The sequence below is a fragment of the Actinomadura sp. 3N407 genome (assembly GCF_052245875.1).
Taxonomy (GTDB): domain Bacteria; phylum Actinomycetota; class Actinomycetes; order Streptosporangiales; family Streptosporangiaceae; genus Spirillospora.
This window is the reverse complement of record NZ_JBQQBP010000001.1, coordinates 546,545-561,896: the sequence shown is the minus strand read 5'-3', so window position 1 is coordinate 561,896 and position 15,352 is coordinate 546,545. Positions and strand designations below refer to the sequence as shown.

Here is a 15,352-nt window from a genome sequence, read left to right as displayed (position 1 = left end):
CATCGTCACCCATGGTGAGGCATTGTCACGTGGAGTGAAACACGCCATGCCGACATCTCACGCGTTCGCCGGGACGGAGCGCGGGATCAGCGGAAGACGACCGTCCGGTCCCCGTTGAGCAGGACGCGGTGCTCGGAGTGCCAGCGGACCGCGCGGGCGAGGGCGAGGCACTCGACGTCGCGTCCCACGGCCACCAGTTCCTCCGGGCTGTGGGTGTGGTCGACGCGCGCGACCTCCTGCTCGATGATCGGGCCCTCGTCGAGGTCGGCGGTGACGTAGTGGGCGGTGGCCCCGATCAGCTTCACGCCCCGCGCGTGCGCCTGATGGTAGGGGCGGGCGCCCTTGAAGCTCGGCAGGAACGAGTGGTGGATGTTGATGATCGCGCCGGGCAGCTTGGCGCAGAAGTCGTCGGAGAGGATCTGCATGTAGCGGGCGAGGACGACGAGGTCGGCGCGGTAGTGCTCGACCAGCGTCAGGATCTCGGCCTCCTGCGCGGCCTTGCCGCCGGAGCCGACCGGCAGGTGGTGGTAGTCGATCCCGTACGACTGGGTGAGGGGCCGCAGGTCGGGATGGTTGGACGCGACCGCGACGATGTCGATGTCGAGCAGCCCCGACCGCGTCCGGTAGAGCAGGTCGTTGAGGCAGTGCCCGCCCTTCGACACCATGATCAGGACGCGGGGGCGGTCGGCCAGGGCGTCCAGCCGCCACTGCAGCCCCAGCTCGGGCACCAGGGACGCGAACGCGCCGCGCAGCTCGTCCGGGTCGGTGTCGTCCAGGGCGGCGAACTGCACCCGCATGAAGAAGGTGCCGGACTCTCCGTCGCCGAACTGCTGGCTCTCCAGGATGTTGCAGCCGCGCTCGGCCAGCAGTCCCGAGACGGCGGCGACGATGCCGGGCCGGTCGGGGCATGACAGGGTCAGCACATATTCGTTCAACGGTCTCACTCTTGTCGCGGTGGGGACGGGGCGGGCCCTGGCGCGACGCGGCAGCTCAGGGCGGGTCGTTTCGAGCTTACGCGCCGCCCGCCCGTCCCGCCGCCGTCCCGGCCGGGACGGCGGGCGGCGTGTCCCCGTGCCGGTCACGGGGACACGCCCATGGGATGCCGGGCGGGAGAATGACGCACATGACCGAGCGACTCTCCCGGCGTGCCCTGAACCGCGCCACGCTGGACCGGCAGCTCCTCCTCGCGCGGGCGAAGATGCCCGTGGTCGAGGACGGGAACGGGCGCGAGCTGTTCGACCTGCCGGACGCGCCCCGTCCCGCACCGGACACGCCCGCGCCGCCGCGCCTGCTGTACGACGCCGCGCCTGCTGTACGACTTCGACAACCTGCTGCTCTCCCACGCCGACCGCGGGCCGCCGGCGCCGAGGCCCGCGAGGTCAGGATCACCCCGATTACTACTCACGAGTAGTTTGCGGGCCCCCTTTGGGGTTAGCTTTGCTTCCATGCGGCGACTCCTGCTCGTGGTCCTGGCGATCACCCTCGTCCTCGCGGGCTGCACGAACGAGAACGGCGGCGAGGGCACGGGCGGGGAGGGCGGACGGCCCGCGAAGGTGGACGGCATCCCGACCTCACAGGGCACGCACAAGCAGAAGATCGACGTGGGGACGATCGGGCACCGCGAGTTCCTGCTGCACGTCCCGTCCAAGGTGACCGGCGGCAATTGGGAGGGCGGCAAGCCCGCCGACCCGCCGCCGCTGGTCATCGCCCTGCACGGCGGGCTCGCCACCATGGGCAAGATGGAGGACCTGTCCGGCTTCAACCGGCTGTCGGACGAGAACGGCTTCCTCGTCGCCTACCCGAACGGAGTCATGACGACGTGGAACGCGGGCGACTGCTGCGGCGCCGCGAAGATCGGCGACGTGGACGACGTCGGGTTCCTGACCAAGCTGATCGACAAGCTCACCGGCGCCGGGCTGGCCGACCCGGACCGCGTCTACGTCACGGGGTTCTCCAACGGCGCCGGGATGGCGTACCGGATGGCCTGCGAGAAGCCCGGGAAGGTCGCGGCGATCGGGGTCGTGGAGGGCGCGCTGGTGACCGAGTGCGATCCCGGCCGGCCGGTCTCGGCGATGATCTTCCACGGGACGGCGGACGGCAGCGTGCCGTTCAACGGCGGCGGGAACCGCGACTTCAACGACCGGCGGCCGTTCCCGCCCGTGTCGGAGGCCGTCGAGTTCTGGCGCGGGGTCGCCGGGCTGCCCGAGCCGAGCGAGCGGGTCAGGGCGCTGACCGACGACACCGAGTGCGAGGGCACCGGCAAGGGGGACCGGGGCGTCGCGGTGACCTTCTGCAAGATCAATGGAGGCGGGCACCAGTGGCCGGACAAGGCGAGCGCGATGCTCTGGGACTTCTTCGCCTCCCATCCGCGCGCCGGCTGACCGACATTACGTGAGAGGTTTTCACATTCGCCGGTAGTGTGGCAGTCTGGCCAGCATGAACCTCCGGGACCGCTATGACGCCGCGACGGCCGGGATCGAGGCGCCGTTCGCCGTCGTCGACCTGGCGGCCTTCCGCGCCAACGCCGACGGCCTCGTCCGCCGCGCCGCCGGCAAACCGATCCGCGTGGCCAGCAAGTCGGTGCGCTGCCGGGCGCTGCTGGAGGACGTCCTCGCCATGGACGGCTTCGCCGGGGTCATGGCCTTCACGCTCCCCGAAGCACTCTGGCTCGCCTCGGAGGGCGTCAGCGACGACATCCTCGTCGCCTACCCCACCACCGACCGGACGGCCATCGCCGCACTGGCCGGCGACCCCGCCGCCTCCCGCGCCGTCACGCTCATGGTCGACTCCCCCGAGCACCTCGACCTGATCGAGTCGGCCGCCGGCGACCGGAGGGTCCGCGTCTGCATCGACATCGACGCCTCGTACCGCCCGCTGGCCGGACGGGTCCGCATCGGCGCGCTGCGCTCCCCGCTGCGCACACCCGCCCAGGTCCGCGCGTTCACCGAGCAGATACTCAAGCGCCCGTCGCTCGACCTCGCCGGGCTCATGGCCTACGAGTCGCAGATCGCCGGCGTCGGGGACGTCCCGCCCGGACGTCCCGCGCGGGGGCGCGTCATCCGCGGCATGCAGCGGCGGTCCCGGATGGAGCTCGCCCGCCGCCGCGCCGCGATCGTCCGCGCCGTCCGCGAGCTGACCGACCTGGAGTTCGTCAACGGCGGCGGCACCGGCAGCGTCGAGAAGACCGCCGCCGAGCGCGCCGTCACCGAGGTCGCGGCCGGTTCGGGCCTCTACCAGCCGCACCTGTTCGACCAGTACTCCAACTTCAGCGGACGCCCCGCCGCGCTGTTCGCCCAGCCGGTCGTCCGGCGCCCCGCGCCCGGCGTGGCGACCTGCCTCGGCGGCGGCTACCTCGCCTCGGGCCCCGCCGACGCCGTCCGCCTGCCCCAGCCGTACCTGCCGACCGGCCTGTCCTACGACGCCAACGAGGGCGCCGGCGAGGTGCAGACACCGCTGCTCGGCCACTCGGCCGACCTGCTGTCCATCGGCGACCGCGTCTGGTTCCGGCACACCAAGGCGGGCGAACTCTGCGAACGGTTCGACGCGCTGCACCTGCTCGACGGCGACCGGGTCGTCCGGACGGTCCCCACCTACCGGGGCGAAGGCCGCACATTCCTGTAGCGGCGCGCGCCCGAGCGTTTAGGTTGGGCGTATGAGCGACGCTCCCATGATCAGTGTTCGCGGTGAGGCCGTGCTGGAGGCCGAACCGGAGATCGCGCGGCTGTCCGTGCACGTCCAGTCGCAGGAATCCGACCGGCGCACGGCCCTCGACAGGCTCACCGAGCGCAACCAGCGCTGCCTCGACCTGGTCAAGTCCTACGGCGAGGCCGTGGAGAAGCTGGAGACGGGCGGGCTGGCGATCACCCCGCTGCTGAAGTACAAGCGGCGCGAGGGCGACATCCGCGCCTACCGCGGCACCGTCTGGATCAAGATCACGGTCGCGGACTTCGGGGTGCTCGGCGAGCTGGTCACCCGGCTCGGCGACCTGGAGCGCACCTATGTGGACGGCCCCGATTGGGACCTGCGGCGCGAGAGCGAGGTGTACGGGCGGGCCGCGCGGCAGGCCGCGCACGAGGCCGTGGAACGCGCCCGCAGCTACGCCGAGGCGCTCGGGTCCCGGCTCACCGGCCTGGTCGAGCTGTCGGACGAGGGGCTCGGCCGGCCCCAGGACTCGGGCGGCCCCGTCACGCTGGCCGCCGCGTACGGGCGGGGCCTCGGCGACGCGCCCGAGGAGCCCGAGCCGATCGACCTGGAGCCCGCCACGCAGATCGTCCGCGCGGCCGTCGAGGCCCGCTTCACCGTGTCGCCGCCGGACCTGGAGCCGCGGTGAAGATCGCGATCATCGGGGCGGGCAGCGGCTACATGCCCGGCGTGATCCGGGGCCTGCTGCACCGCGCCGGCGACCTGGCGGGCACGGAGGTGTCCTGCTACGACATCGACACCGGGCACCTGGTGGTCATGACGCGGCTGGCGCGCAACATGTTCGCCGCCCGGGGCGCGGCGATCACCGTCTCCGCGCACACCGACCTCAAGACCGCGCTGGACGGCGCCTCCTACGTCTTCACGACGTTCCGCCCAGGCGGGCTCGCCGCACGCCACCTGGACGAGTCGATCCCCCTCAAGCACGGCGTCGTCGGGCAGGAGACCGCCGGGCCGGGCGGGTTCCTGATGGCGCTGCGTTCCGTTCCCGTCCTGCTGGAGATCGCGTCCGCCGCCGACGCGGACGCCTGGATCGTCAACTACACCAACCCCACGAACGTCGTCACCGACGCCGTCGCCCGCACCACCGGCGCGCGCATCATCGGCCTGTGCGACCAGGCCATCGGCGACACCGAGATGTGGGCCGAGCTGCTGGGCCTCCCGTTCGAGGGGCTGGAGGCCGACTGGATCGGCCTGAACCACGCCACGTGGGCGCAGCGGCTCCGGCTCGACGGCCACGACCTCGACGTCCCGCTGCTGCTGGACGATCTGGAGGTCCCCGGCGGCGGCGCGACACCGTGGCGTGACCCGTCCCGCATGGCCGAACTCGCCAAGACCCTCGGTTTCCTGCCGAACTCCTACGCGAAGTACTACTTCTTCCACGACGAGGTCGTCGAAGAACTGCGCAAGAAGGGCACGACCCGGGCGCAGGACATCCTCGCCATGCTCCCCGCGTACTACGAGCAGGTCACCGCCGAGTCCGGGAAGGCCGACCCCGACCCGTCCCGCGAGCGCGGCGGCGGCGAGCACGGCGAGTTCGCCGTCGACGTCATCTGCGCTCTGCACCGCGACGAGGGACGCCGGATGATCGTCAACACCCGCAACAACGGCGCGATCCCGTCCCTGGACCCGGACGCGATCGTCGAGGTCCCGTCGCTCGTCGGACGTTCCGGGCCGGTCCCGCTGACGATGGGCCCGCTCCCCGGGCCGGTGCGCGGCCTCACCCAGGCGATCCACGCCTACGAGCGGCTCGCGTCCGAAGCCGCCGTCACCGGCGACCGCCGGACGGCCCTGCAGGCCCTGATGGCGCACCCGTTCGTCCGGAGCAAGCACACCGCCGAGAGGATTCTGGACGAGGGCCTGGCCGCGCACCGCGAGCATCTCCCCCAGTTCACCTGACCCCGGCCGGGGCCGTCCGAGTGAACGGGACAGGTCCCGGACCCGTACTCCATGTTGTGGGAGGAACGGATTGCGGGGAGTACCGCATCGGCCTAGGCGTCTACGCCCTCGGGCGGCTTCCCGGCGCGGAGGCCGACGAGCTGTCGGCGCATCTGCGCGGCTGCCCGCCCTGCCGCGCCGAGCTCGCCGAGCTGCGCATCGCCGCCGAGCTCCTCGCCCACGCCTTCCCGCAACGCCCCGGCCCCGCTGCCCCGGGACGCAAGGGCGGCTTCCCGGCGCGAAAAGGCGCCGGCCGCAGACCGCGGACCGGCGCCTCCCTGACGGGGCTCAGCGGCGCTTGCGCCTACGGTTCAAGAGGACCAGGGCGGTCACGGTGACGGCGGCCCCGACGCCGGCCAGCACCAGGCGCTTGTCGGGCCCGCCGCCCTCGGCCTCCTCGTCGTCGACGGCCTTGCCGTCCGCGGACGGAAGCACCATCGCGCCGACGGCCCTGGCGACCTGACCCGCCTCCTCTTTCAGCCGATCGGCGCCCCGCTTCACGACCTTCTTCGGATGGACCCGGTCGGAGAGTTCGTCGACGGTGCGTGCGAGCTCCTGGACGTTGCGCTCTATGTACCTTTCCAGCGCCTCCGGGTCGCGGGGCCTGTCAGCCATGCCGTGTCCTTATCGTGTGGGGCGAAACCATGACCAGCGAAGCATGATCCGAACAGTCTCGCAGGTCTTCCCCGCGAACGCCCGCCGCACCCCGGACGGTACGGTTGGAGCCACCATCCGAGCGAAAGGCGGGCCAGGGTGTCTGAGCGGCTGCAGCCGGGCGACGTCGCCCCCGATTTCGAGCTTCCCGACGCCGACGCGTCCCCGGTGTCGCTGGCCTCGCTGCGCGGGAGGCGCGTGATCCTCTACTTCTACCCGGCGGCCATGACGCCCGGCTGCACCAAGGAGTCGGTCGACTTCGAGAGCAGCCTCGGCGACCTGGAGGCCGCCGGGGTCACCGTCGTCGGCGTCTCCCCCGACAAGCCCGCGAAGCTGGCGAAGTTCCGGGAGAAGGAGGGCCTGACCTTCCCGCTGCTGTCCGACCCGGACGCCGAGGTCCTGAAGTCCTACGGCGCGTACGGGGAGAAGAAGCTGTACGGCAAGGTCGTCGTCGGCGTGATCCGCTCCACCTTCATCATCGACCCCGACGGCGGGATCGAGAAGGCGTACTACAACGTGAAGGCCACCGGCCACGTGGAGCGTCTCCGCCGCGACCTCGGCGTCTAGCCGCCACTAGCGGAACCGGCCCGCGCGGCGCGGGCCGGTTCTTCGCGTTCGGGGTGCGGGCGGGGGGATTCGAACCCCCACGGTGTCGCCACCAACAGGACCTAAACCTGCCGCGTATACCTGGTTTCGCCACGCCCGCCGGTGCCGTCGTCGGCAAGCGCGTTCAGCTTAGCGTTCTGATCGGCGGGCTCGGCAACGGAATTGCCCGTCCCGGGACGGGCGGCGCGGGACAGTGCGGCGACGGCGACGGCCGTGACGGCCAGGGCGATCGACGCTGTCAGCATCGCCGACTGGACACCGCCGGCGAACGCCGCCCGCGCCTCCTGCGCGACCTGGGGGCCGGCCCTCAGCGCCAGCGCGAGGGACGACTCCGCCTGCTCCGCGACGGGGCCAGGCAGCCCCTCAAGGCTCAGGTTCGCGCGGTAGCCGGACTGGAGCATGCTGCCGAGGACGGCGATTCCGAGCGCGCCGCCGAGCTCCCTCGCCAGGTCGTTCATGGCCGAGCCGACGCCCTGCTTGTCCTGGGGCAGCGCGTCGGTGATCGCCGCCGTCGCGGGGGTCATGGCCAGTCCCATGCCGGCGCCGAGCGGGAGCAGGCCCGTCAGCAGGAGCCAGTACGAGCTGGTCTCGTCCAGCCGGGACAGGACCAGCAGCGCCGCGCTCACCAGGACGAGGCCGGCGGTGATGACGCGGGGCGCGCCGAGCCGGGCGGCCATCCGGGGCGCGACGCCGCGGGCGAACGGCATCATCGTGAGCGCCATCGGCACCATGCTGAGCGCCGCGATCAGCGCGCTCTGGTCCTTCACCAGCTGCAGGTACTGCAGGACGATGAAGATGAACCCGAAGAAGGCGAAGAACTGCAGGGTGATCGACAGCGCGCCCGCGGAGAACGGCCGGATGCGGAACAGCCTCGGGTCCAGCAGCGGGTTCGGCCGCCGCAGCTCCCAGCCGACGAAGCCCGCGAGGATGACGATCGCGGCGGCGATTCCCGCCAGGGTCCGGACGCTCGTCCAGCCCGCCACCGGAGCCTCGATGATCGAGTAGACGCCGATCCCGAGCCCGGCGACGGTGATGGCGGCGCCGGTCAGGTCGAGCTTCGGCGCGTCCGGGTCGGCGGACTCGGGGACGACCGCGAGGGTCGCGACGAGCGCGATCACCGCCAGCACGACGTTGAGAACGAAGACCGACCGCCACGACCACGCCTCCAGCAGCGCGCCGGAGGCGAGCAGCCCGAAGATCGCGCTGGCGCCGGCGACGCCCGCCCACGCGCCGACGGCGCGGGTGCGCCGCTCCGCCGGGAACGTCGACGTGATCGTGGACAGCGTGGCGGGCATGACCAGGGCGGCGCCGACGCCGAGGACCCCGCGCATCGCGATCAGCCAGTTCGGGTCGCTGGCCAGCGCCGCGACGGCCGAGCCCGCGCCGAACACGATGAGCCCGGCGGCGAGGGTGCGGCGGCGCCCGTACCGGTCGCCGATGGCGCCGCCGAGCAGCAGCAGCGCGGCGAAGACGAGCGCGTAGGCGTCGATGATCCAGGCCAGTTCCGTCTGCCCGGCGTGGGTGTCGCGGGCGATGGACGGTATCGCGGTGTTGAGGGACGCCACGGCGGACACGACCGTGGCGAGGGACAGCATCACGGTCGGCAGCACCGCGCGATGGACGGTCCCGCCTCCCGGGGAAGTGGCGGCCATGGTGGGCCTCCCTGAATCACGTGCTCGGTTTCTGTTCGGTGACCTCGAATCTGGCAGTCGCCCCGGCTATATTTCAACCATGATGAATAAATCCGGGACCACGCGCGGCCGGCGGCGCGGCAGCCCCGACACCCGGGAGGAGATCCTCGCGGTGGCCCGGCGCCGGTTCCTCGCCGACGGCTACGGGCCCGCCACGATGCGCTCCATCGCCGCCGAGGCCGGCGTGGACGCCGCGCTGATCAATTACTTCTTCGGATCGAAGAAGGGCCTGTTCGGCGCGGTGCTGGGGCTGATCGCCAATCCGCCCGAGCTGCTCGCGGGCGCGCTGCCCGGCGACCCCGCTACGCTGCCCGAACGCGTCCTGCGCGCGCTGCTGACCGCGTGGGACGACCCCGAACGGGGTCAACCGCTGGTGCTGATGGTGCGGGCCGCGACCCAGGACCCCGAACTCGCCCGGCTGCTGCGCGACTTCGTCGAGAACGAGCTGATCGGCCGCATCGCCGACCACGTCGGCGGCCCCGATGTCCGGAACCGCACCGGCGTGTTCGGCGCGCAGCTCGCCGGCGTGATCTTCTCGCGCCACATCCTCGGCGTGGAACCCGTTGCATCGATGCCGCGCGATGAATTAATCGCCCGGCTCGCGCCCGGACTCCGCGCCGTCCTGTACGGTCCACCGCGCCGGGCCCTGCCCCGCCCGGCGGACACGACCGCCCGGGCGCCACACGTCCGGCCCGGGTAAGGGACACACCCGCGCCGGAATTGCGGACAGGGGCGCAGAAAATCCGGCGACATCATTTGAAGAACGGTCTCGGCAGGCCGGGGGCGGGCGGCCTAGGCTTGACGGGTCAGGCCGTCGACACAGTCGGTGACGCCATGATCACAAGTTCGCCGGGGACCGTCGTGAACGCTTCATTCACGCACCGTCTGCTGCCCTACGACGGCGCGGACCAGTTCCTCGACGGCGCCCTCCCCTTCCTGCAGGACGGGCTGGACACCGGTGACCGCGTCCTCGCCGTCTGCGGGACCGGGCGGGAGATGCTGCTGCGCGACGCGCTCGGCCCCGCCGACGCCGGCGTCGAGTTCAGCGAACCGGCGGCCTGGTACGCGCACCCGGCACGGACCCTGGCGGACTGCCTGAGCGCGGCCGACGACGCCGCCCGGCAGGGACGCCGCCTGCGCGTCCTCGGGGAACCGGTGTGGTCGTCGCGGTCCCCGCTGGAGATCGCCGAATGGCAGCGGATCGAGGCCGTCGTCAACGTCGCGTTCCGCGGCACCGGCGCGGCGCTCATGTGCCCGTACTCGGCCACGCTCCCCGCGGGCATCGTCGCGGCGGCCCGCAAGACCCACCCCGAGACCGTGCGCGGCGGGCGGTCCCTGCCCAACCCCGGATTCCTGGACCCGTGGGCCTACTGCGCGCAGTGCGACCGCGAGCCGCTGCCGCGTCCGCCGTCCGACGCCGACACCCTGAAGATCGACAAGGCCGACCTGTACTGGCTGCGCGCGTACGTCACCGATTACGCGCGGCAGACGCCGCTGCCGGAGGAGGACCTCCAGCGGCTCCTCGTCGCGGTCACGGAGGTCGTCACCAACGCGATGCGGCACGGCGAGCCGCCCATCGTCCTGCGCATGTGGACCGAGACGGCCGGCGACGACGCCCTCGTCTGCGAGGTCGCCGACGTGGGGAGGTGGGCCCCCGGCACCGGGTACGGGCTCATCCCGCCGCGCCCCGCGGGCACCACGTCGGGAACCCGGTTCGGGCTGTGGGCCGTTCGGCTGCTGTGCTCGACCGTGCAGATCAGGACGGGCGACGACGGCAGCGTCGTCCGGCTGAGGATCGCGCTCCCCGCCACCACCCGACCCGCCCCCGTGAACGGAGAGTGAGGGGTTCCATGCGTTGGGCTTCCAAAACGTCCCGGGCGGCGTACGCTGAACAAACCACCGACCTCGATGGGCAGGCCCCATGATCAGCGAGCGGGAGACATCCTGGGCCATCAAACGTCCGGTCAGCGACGTACGGCCGGGCGATCACGGCTGGCTCGCCTACAGCGGCGTCGAGGAGCGCGACCGGGTCATCGGACCGTTCGTCCGGGAGGGCCTGCGGACCAACGAGAAGGTCGTGTACGTCACCGACGCGCCGGCCGAGCGGCTTCCCGGCCTCGGCCCCCGGCACCGGATCGACGTGGACGCCCACGGCAGGGCGGGCCGGCTGCGGGTGATCTCGCGGCGGGACGCCTGCCTCAACCGGCGGGGCGAGTTCGACCCCGCCATGATGTTCGACACCCTCGCCCGCGAGGTCGACGAGGCGTTCGACCAGGGCTTCCGCGCCGTGCGCCTCACCACCGACTACAGCTGGCTGGTGAACCGGCCGGGCCCGCCCGACCTCGGCCGGATGCTGGGCTGCGAGCACCGGGTCGACGACGCCGTGTCGCCGAGCACGATGGCCATGGCGATCTGCCAGATCGACCGGCACGCGTGCCCGCGCGACGAGCTCAACGCCCTCCGCGACACACACGAGGTCCTCGTGGAAGTGAACCCCGAATTCGACGACGGGATCCTGAAGATAGTGCGCACGTTCGAACCCGACGGGCTCCGGGTCGAGGGCGAGCTCGACGCCGCCCGGCACGCCGTGTTCGCCGAGAAGCTCGCCCAGGTGAGCGGCGACCGGCGCCGCGTCCACCTCGACCTGTCCCGGCTCGGCTTCATCGACCTCGGCGGCCTGCACCTGCTGGCCCGGCACGCGACCGGGATGCCCGCCGGCGAGCCGCTGGTCCTCGACCATCTGGCGCCCGATGTGGAGAACGTCATCGAGATGGTCGGCTGGCACCGGCTGCCGGGCCTGGCCCGCGGCGGCGAACGGGCGCTCCCGGACACGGAGGGCAGTATCTGATGGCTTTGGAGCACAGGGCTTTCCTGTACCGCGGAATCGACGACTTCCTGTCGGTCACCGTGCCGTACCTCGAATCCGGGCTGAAGAAGGACCAGGCCGTCATCGCCGTGGTGCGCGAACCCAACCTGACCGCGCTCCGGGACGTCTTCACGCCGGGCGACGCGCCGATCGGGTTCTTCGACTCGGCGGAGTTCTACCGGCATCCCGTCCACACCCTGCGCGACTACCAGACCGTCGTGAAGCAGAGCGCGCCGCGCAGCCTGTGCGCGCTGGCCGAACCCGTCTGGGACGGCTGGGACGAGCGGCAGACCCTCGAATGGATCCGCTACGAGTCCCTCATCAACGTGGTGTTCAAAGGTTCGGGGGCGAGCGCGCTGTGCCCCTACGACACCACGACCCTGCCGCCCGCGATCGTCGCGGAGGCCAGACGGACCCACCCGCTGCTGCTGGCCCCCGGGCACAACGGCCCGAGCGACGAGTACGTCGACCCGGAGACGTTCGGGTCCGGCTGCGACCGCGGCCTGCGCTTCGACCGTCCCGGCACCGCCGAATACCTCCCCATCGAAGGCGACGACCTGCACGTATTGCGGTCGTTCATCGGCGAACGCGCGGGCAGGCTCGGCCTCGCCAAGCAGTCCGCGCGGAACCTCGTCACGGCCGCCAACGAGGTCGCGGCCAACGCGCTGCAGCACGGCACACCGCCGATCGGCCTCTGGATATGGCGGGACGGCGCCGACCTCGTCTGCGAGATCGGCGACCACGGCTTCTGGCGCCCGGGCCCCGGCCCGCTGACGGGGTTCATCCCGCCGGACACGGCCCTCCAGCCCGGCTTCGGCCTGTGGACCGTCCGCCTCCTCGTCGACCTGATGGAACTCCGCGCGGGCTGGGACGGCACCTTCATCCGCCTGCGTGTTCGCTGCAGTGCCCTTGGCGTCGGGCCCTAGAGGGCCCTCCTTCGGCGGGCACTGCGTGCGATCGCTGCATCGCTTCGGCTCGCCTTGCGGCTCGCTGCGCGATCAGGTTTCTCGCTTCGCTCGAAACCTGCCTTCGGTCGCGATCGCGCACCTTTAGGTTGTTGACGGCTGAGGCCGTGGCTGGGCCGGCTGAGGCGCGGCAGGCTGAGGCGCGGCAGGCTGAGGCGCGGTGGGCGTGGGGGCGGTGGGTGTGGGGACGGTGGACGGCGCCAGCGGACGCGGCGCCTCGGGCTCCCGAGCTCCCGGCCAGGCGAACACGGCCATCGCCACCAGCACCGCGGCGGTGACGGCGGCCGCCAGGGCGGGCAGCGCCCAGCGCCGCAGCACGCTCCGGGCCGGCCGGGCCGCCCGCCCCGCGTCCCGGAACCTGCGGATCGTGTCCGGGTCGGCGTGGACGCCGTCCGCGGCCGCGCGGTAGTGGTCGCGCAGCAGGGCGTCGAGTTCGTCGTTCACCCCCGGCCCTCCCTCATGTGCTCCCGCAGCGCCGCCATGGCCCGCGCGGTGTGGCTCTTCACCGTCCCCTGTGAGATCCCGAGCGTGTCGGCGATCTCTCGTTCGTTCATGTCGCACCAGTAGCGCAGCACGACCACCGCACGCTGCTTGGCCGGCAGCCCGCGCAGGATCTCGTCGAGGTCGCCCGGCCCGGCCCCCGGAGCGGGGGCCGCGCCGGCGAGCCGCTCCAGGTCCGCGACGGACCCGGCCGGCGTGTCGCGCCGGCGGGCCCGCCGCTTGTTCTCGTCGAGAGCGAGGTTGACCAGCACCCTGCGGGCGTAGGCCTCGGGGTTGCCGTCCGCGATGCGCTCCCACCGCCGGGCGACCCGCTCGTAGGCGGTCTGGAGCAGATCCTCGGCGAGATGCCGGTCATAGACCATGAACACGGCGGTGCGCAGGAGGCGGCTCGCGGTGGCGGTCACGAACTCGTCGAACGTGACCTCGGCCCCGCGTATCTCCCGGGCGCTCACCGTGGACAGATGCCACCTACCTCTTGGGAGTGGGGCTGGCCGGCGCCGGTGCCGGCCCGGTTCCCACTTCCCCGGGCGGAACCGGCGACGGGACGGCCGCGGACGGTTCCGCCGGGGCTGATTCCGCCGGGGCCGGTTTTGCCGGGGCCGGTTTTGCCGGGGCCGGTTTTGCCGGGGCCGGCTCCGACGGGGCCGGCTCCGACGGGGCCGGCTCCGACGGGGCCGGCTTTGCCGGGGCCGGCTTTGCCGGGGCCGGCTCCGACGGGGGGCACGGGACCGGTGTGGACGGGACCTGCGACGGGTCGGCCACGTCCGGAACCGGCGAAGGTTTCCCGGTCGGCAGCCGCGCGGTGGTGCACGGCACCGGCTGTGGGGACTCCGAGGGCGCGAGCCCGCCCCGCGCGCCCGCGTGTTCCGCGTTCGCGGGCGTTCCCGATCCGGTGCCCAGCCACAGCGCCGCGGCGAAGACGCCCGCCCCGCCCACTCCCGCCAGCGCGACCATCGGTGCGCGGCGGAGACGACCCTTGTCGATCATGTTGCTCCTCAGGGGAGGTTTTCCGTACACCCCTGATAACCCCCGCCCGGCGGCTCCCGGTTGTCACACCGCCGCGGTTTTCTCCGCGGGCGTCAGGCCGACTCCGTGGGCAGGGCGGCGGGGACGAGGGCGGCGAGGGCGCGGAAGGCCTTGCCGCGGTGGCTGATGGCGTCCTTCTCCTCGGGGGACAGCTCCGCGGTCGTGCGGGACTCGCCGTCCGGGACGAAGATCGGGTCGTAGCCGAAGCCGCCGGTGCCGCGCGGCTCGCGGATCAGGGCGCCGCGCATCCGTCCCTCGACGCCGTGCTCGGCGCCGCCCGGGACGACCAGGACGGCCGCGCACACGAACGCCGCGCCCCGCCGTCCGTCGGCGACGTCGGCGATCTGGTCGAGGACGAGCCTCAGGTTGGCGGCGTCGCGGTCGCCGGTGGCGGCGCCGAACCGTCCCGACCAGCGGGCGGACAGGACGCCCGGCATGCCGTTCAGCGCGTCGACGCACAGGCCGGAGTCGTCGGCGACGGCGGGCAGGCCGGTGAACGCGGCGATCGCGCGGGCCTTCAGGAGCGCGTTGCCCTCGAACGTCGGCTCGGTCTCCGGCACATCGGGGGCGCCGGGGAACGCGTCGAGGCCGGTGACGTCGAGGCCGCCGAGGATCCGGCGCAGCTCAGCGATCTTGCCCGGATTGTGGGTCGCCAGGACGATCCGGGTCATCGCGCGAGGGCCTGTGCCTGAAGTCGCGTCAGCTCGGCGCAGCCGCCGGCCGCGAGGTCGAGCAGCGCGTCGAGTTCGGCGCGGTCGAACGGGGTGCCCTCGGCGGTGCCCTGCACCTCGACGAACCGGCCGTCGCCGGTGCAGACCACGTTCATGTCGGTCCCGGCGGCGGAGTCCTCCTCGTAGCACAGGTCGAGGCGGGCCTCACCGTCCACGACGCCGACGCTGATCGCCGACACCGAGGTGATGAGCGGGTCGCCCCTGAGCAGCCTGCGTTCGCGCATCCAGCTCACCGCGTCGGCCAGCGCCACGTACGCGCCGGTGATCGCGGCGGTGCGGGTGCCCCCGTCGGCCTGCAGGACGTCGCAGTCGAGCTGGACGGTGTTCTCGCCGAGCGCCTTGAAGTCGAGGCACGCCCGGACGGAACGGCCGATCAGCCGGGAGATCTCGTGGGTGCGGCCGCCGATCCGCCCCTTCACGGACTCGCGGTCGTTGCGGGTGTTGGTGGCGCGGGGCAGCATCGCGTACTCGGCGGTGACCCAGCCGAGGCCGCTGTCGCGCCGCCACCGGGGCACCGAGTCCTGCACGGACGCGGCGCACAGTACCCGTGTCGCGCCGAACTCGACCAGCACCGAGCCCTCCGCGTGGTCGAGCCATCCGCGCTGGATGCGGACGGGACGGAGCTGGTCGGACGCGCGGTCATCGGGGCGAGGCATGCGATCCACCCTAGCGGGA

Annotated in this window: 18 protein-coding genes and 1 tRNA gene; 11 read left to right on the top strand and 8 right to left on the bottom strand. The window is 72.6% G+C overall.

The genetic code is table 11. From position 1 onward, the window contains the following. Positions 1–86 precede the first annotated feature (86 nt). A complete protein-coding gene (gene purU / locus ACTWPP_RS02610) occupies positions 87–935 on the bottom strand; it encodes a formyltetrahydrofolate deformylase (RefSeq protein WP_443102406.1) in 849 nt (282 codons plus the stop codon). Between the two features lie 188 nt (positions 936–1,123). Here purU and ACTWPP_RS02605 point away from each other — a divergent pair, with 188 nt between their 5' ends. The 6 genes from ACTWPP_RS02605 to ACTWPP_RS02580 are packed head-to-tail and all read left to right on the top strand — an operon-like array spanning position 1,124 to position 5,975. Then, complete coding sequence (locus ACTWPP_RS02605) at positions 1,124–1,411, top strand: hypothetical protein (protein WP_443102405.1); 288 nt, start codon at positions 1,124–1,126, stop codon at positions 1,409–1,411. A gap of 34 nt (positions 1,412–1,445) precedes the next feature. Next, positions 1,446–2,381 (top strand): alpha/beta hydrolase family esterase, encoded by a 936-nt coding sequence (locus ACTWPP_RS02600; protein ID WP_443102404.1) that lies wholly within the window; start codon positions 1,446–1,448, stop codon positions 2,379–2,381. A 55-nt stretch (positions 2,382–2,436) separates the two neighbouring features. Continuing rightward, positions 2,437–3,621, top strand: coding sequence for an amino acid deaminase/aldolase (locus ACTWPP_RS02595; protein WP_443102403.1), 1,185 nt, complete (start codon positions 2,437–2,439; stop codon positions 3,619–3,621). Between the two features lie 31 nt (positions 3,622–3,652). Beyond that, positions 3,653–4,330: an SIMPL domain-containing protein gene (locus tag ACTWPP_RS02590; RefSeq protein WP_443102402.1), complete on the top strand. Its 678-nt coding sequence runs from the start codon at positions 3,653–3,655 to the stop codon at positions 4,328–4,330. Continuing rightward, positions 4,327–5,598 (top strand): family 4 glycosyl hydrolase, encoded by a 1,272-nt coding sequence (locus ACTWPP_RS02585; RefSeq protein ID WP_443102401.1) that lies wholly within the window; start codon positions 4,327–4,329, stop codon positions 5,596–5,598. Before ACTWPP_RS02590 ends, ACTWPP_RS02585 begins: the two co-directional genes overlap by 4 nt. Positions 5,599–5,618: 20 nt before the next feature. After that, positions 5,619–5,975 (top strand): anti-sigma factor family protein, encoded by a 357-nt coding sequence (locus ACTWPP_RS02580; protein ID WP_443102400.1) that lies wholly within the window; start codon positions 5,619–5,621, stop codon positions 5,973–5,975. Here ACTWPP_RS02580 and ACTWPP_RS02575 read toward each other — a convergent pair. Continuing rightward, the gene (locus ACTWPP_RS02575; protein ID WP_443102399.1) at positions 5,926–6,252 is read right to left on the bottom strand and encodes a DUF3618 domain-containing protein; all 327 of its coding nucleotides are present in this window, start codon (positions 6,250–6,252) and stop codon (positions 5,926–5,928) included. The two genes, ACTWPP_RS02580 and ACTWPP_RS02575, sit on opposite strands and share 50 nt — an antisense overlap. 138 nt (positions 6,253–6,390) lie before the next feature. Between ACTWPP_RS02575 and bcp the strand changes: the two genes are divergently transcribed. Next, positions 6,391–6,858 (top strand): thioredoxin-dependent thiol peroxidase, encoded by a 468-nt coding sequence (bcp, locus tag ACTWPP_RS02570; protein WP_443102398.1) that lies wholly within the window; start codon positions 6,391–6,393, stop codon positions 6,856–6,858. Positions 6,859–6,912: 54 nt separating this feature from the next. Here the strand turns inward: bcp and ACTWPP_RS02565 are convergent. Beyond that, positions 6,913–6,997: transfer RNA gene (locus ACTWPP_RS02565), tRNA-Leu, on the bottom strand. Then, positions 6,960–8,549 carry an MFS transporter gene (locus ACTWPP_RS02560; protein ID WP_443102397.1) on the bottom strand — a complete coding sequence of 530 codons (1,590 nt, stop codon included), beginning with the start codon at positions 8,547–8,549 and terminating at the stop codon, positions 6,960–6,962. The genes ACTWPP_RS02565 and ACTWPP_RS02560 overlap by 38 nt, the downstream gene beginning before the upstream one ends. Positions 8,550–8,628: 79 nt before the next feature. Here ACTWPP_RS02560 and ACTWPP_RS02555 point away from each other — a divergent pair, with 79 nt between their 5' ends. The 4 genes from ACTWPP_RS02555 to ACTWPP_RS02540 all read left to right on the top strand — a co-directional run bounded on the left by ACTWPP_RS02555 (position 8,629) and on the right by ACTWPP_RS02540 (position 12,380). Next, entirely contained in the window at positions 8,629–9,288 is a 660-nt protein-coding gene (locus ACTWPP_RS02555) for a TetR/AcrR family transcriptional regulator (protein WP_443102396.1), read from the top strand. Positions 9,289–9,449: 161 nt separating this feature from the next. After that, on the top strand, positions 9,450–10,430 hold the full coding sequence (locus ACTWPP_RS02550) for an anti-sigma factor RsbA family regulatory protein (protein ID WP_443102395.1): 981 nt from the start codon (positions 9,450–9,452) through the stop codon (positions 10,428–10,430). A 79-nt stretch (positions 10,431–10,509) separates the two neighbouring features. After that, positions 10,510–11,436, top strand: coding sequence for an MEDS domain-containing protein (locus tag ACTWPP_RS02545; RefSeq protein ID WP_443102394.1), 927 nt, complete (start codon positions 10,510–10,512; stop codon positions 11,434–11,436). Beyond that, on the top strand, positions 11,436–12,380 hold the full coding sequence (locus ACTWPP_RS02540) for an anti-sigma factor RsbA family regulatory protein (RefSeq protein WP_443102393.1): 945 nt from the start codon (positions 11,436–11,438) through the stop codon (positions 12,378–12,380). The genes ACTWPP_RS02545 and ACTWPP_RS02540 overlap by 1 nt, the downstream gene beginning before the upstream one ends. Before the next feature lie 123 nt (positions 12,381–12,503). Here the strand turns inward: ACTWPP_RS02540 and ACTWPP_RS02535 are convergent, their stop codons facing one another. From ACTWPP_RS02535 to rph, 4 genes are all read right to left on the bottom strand, one after another. Next, positions 12,504–12,863, bottom strand: a complete 360-nt coding sequence (locus ACTWPP_RS02535) for a hypothetical protein (RefSeq protein WP_443102392.1) — start codon at positions 12,861–12,863, stop codon at positions 12,504–12,506. Continuing rightward, positions 12,860–13,372: a SigE family RNA polymerase sigma factor gene (locus ACTWPP_RS02530; protein WP_443102391.1), complete on the bottom strand. Its 513-nt coding sequence runs from the start codon at positions 13,370–13,372 to the stop codon at positions 12,860–12,862. Before ACTWPP_RS02530 ends, ACTWPP_RS02535 begins: the two co-directional genes overlap by 4 nt. Positions 13,373–13,999: 627 nt before the next feature. Then, positions 14,000–14,617 carry an RdgB/HAM1 family non-canonical purine NTP pyrophosphatase gene (rdgB, locus tag ACTWPP_RS02525; RefSeq protein WP_443102390.1) on the bottom strand — a complete coding sequence of 206 codons (618 nt, stop codon included), beginning with the start codon at positions 14,615–14,617 and terminating at the stop codon, positions 14,000–14,002. After that, positions 14,614–15,333: a ribonuclease PH gene (gene rph, locus ACTWPP_RS02520; protein ID WP_443102389.1), complete on the bottom strand. Its 720-nt coding sequence runs from the start codon at positions 15,331–15,333 to the stop codon at positions 14,614–14,616. The genes rdgB and rph overlap by 4 nt, the downstream gene beginning before the upstream one ends. Positions 15,334–15,352 lie beyond the last annotated feature (19 nt).

Coding starts and splice junctions, on each gene's coding strand:
- rdgB (WP_443102390.1), bottom strand. CDS start 14,617: ATGACCCGGATCGTCCTGGCGACCCACAATCCGGGCAAGATCGCTGAG.
- ACTWPP_RS02560 (WP_443102397.1), bottom strand. CDS start 8,549: ATGGCCGCCACTTCCCCGGGAGGCGGGACCGTCCATCGCGCGGTGCTG.
- ACTWPP_RS02555 (WP_443102396.1), top strand. CDS start 8,629: ATGATGAATAAATCCGGGACCACGCGCGGCCGGCGGCGCGGCAGCCCC.
- ACTWPP_RS02600 (WP_443102404.1), top strand. CDS start 1,446: ATGCGGCGACTCCTGCTCGTGGTCCTGGCGATCACCCTCGTCCTCGCG.
- ACTWPP_RS02595 (WP_443102403.1), top strand. CDS start 2,437: ATGAACCTCCGGGACCGCTATGACGCCGCGACGGCCGGGATCGAGGCG.
- ACTWPP_RS02590 (WP_443102402.1), top strand. CDS start 3,653: ATGAGCGACGCTCCCATGATCAGTGTTCGCGGTGAGGCCGTGCTGGAG.
- ACTWPP_RS02540 (WP_443102393.1), top strand. CDS start 11,436: ATGGCTTTGGAGCACAGGGCTTTCCTGTACCGCGGAATCGACGACTTC.
- ACTWPP_RS02575 (WP_443102399.1), bottom strand. CDS start 6,252: ATGGCTGACAGGCCCCGCGACCCGGAGGCGCTGGAAAGGTACATAGAG.
- ACTWPP_RS02545 (WP_443102394.1), top strand. CDS start 10,510: ATGATCAGCGAGCGGGAGACATCCTGGGCCATCAAACGTCCGGTCAGC.
- ACTWPP_RS02605 (WP_443102405.1), top strand. CDS start 1,124: ATGACCGAGCGACTCTCCCGGCGTGCCCTGAACCGCGCCACGCTGGAC.
- rph (WP_443102389.1), bottom strand. CDS start 15,333: ATGCCTCGCCCCGATGACCGCGCGTCCGACCAGCTCCGTCCCGTCCGC.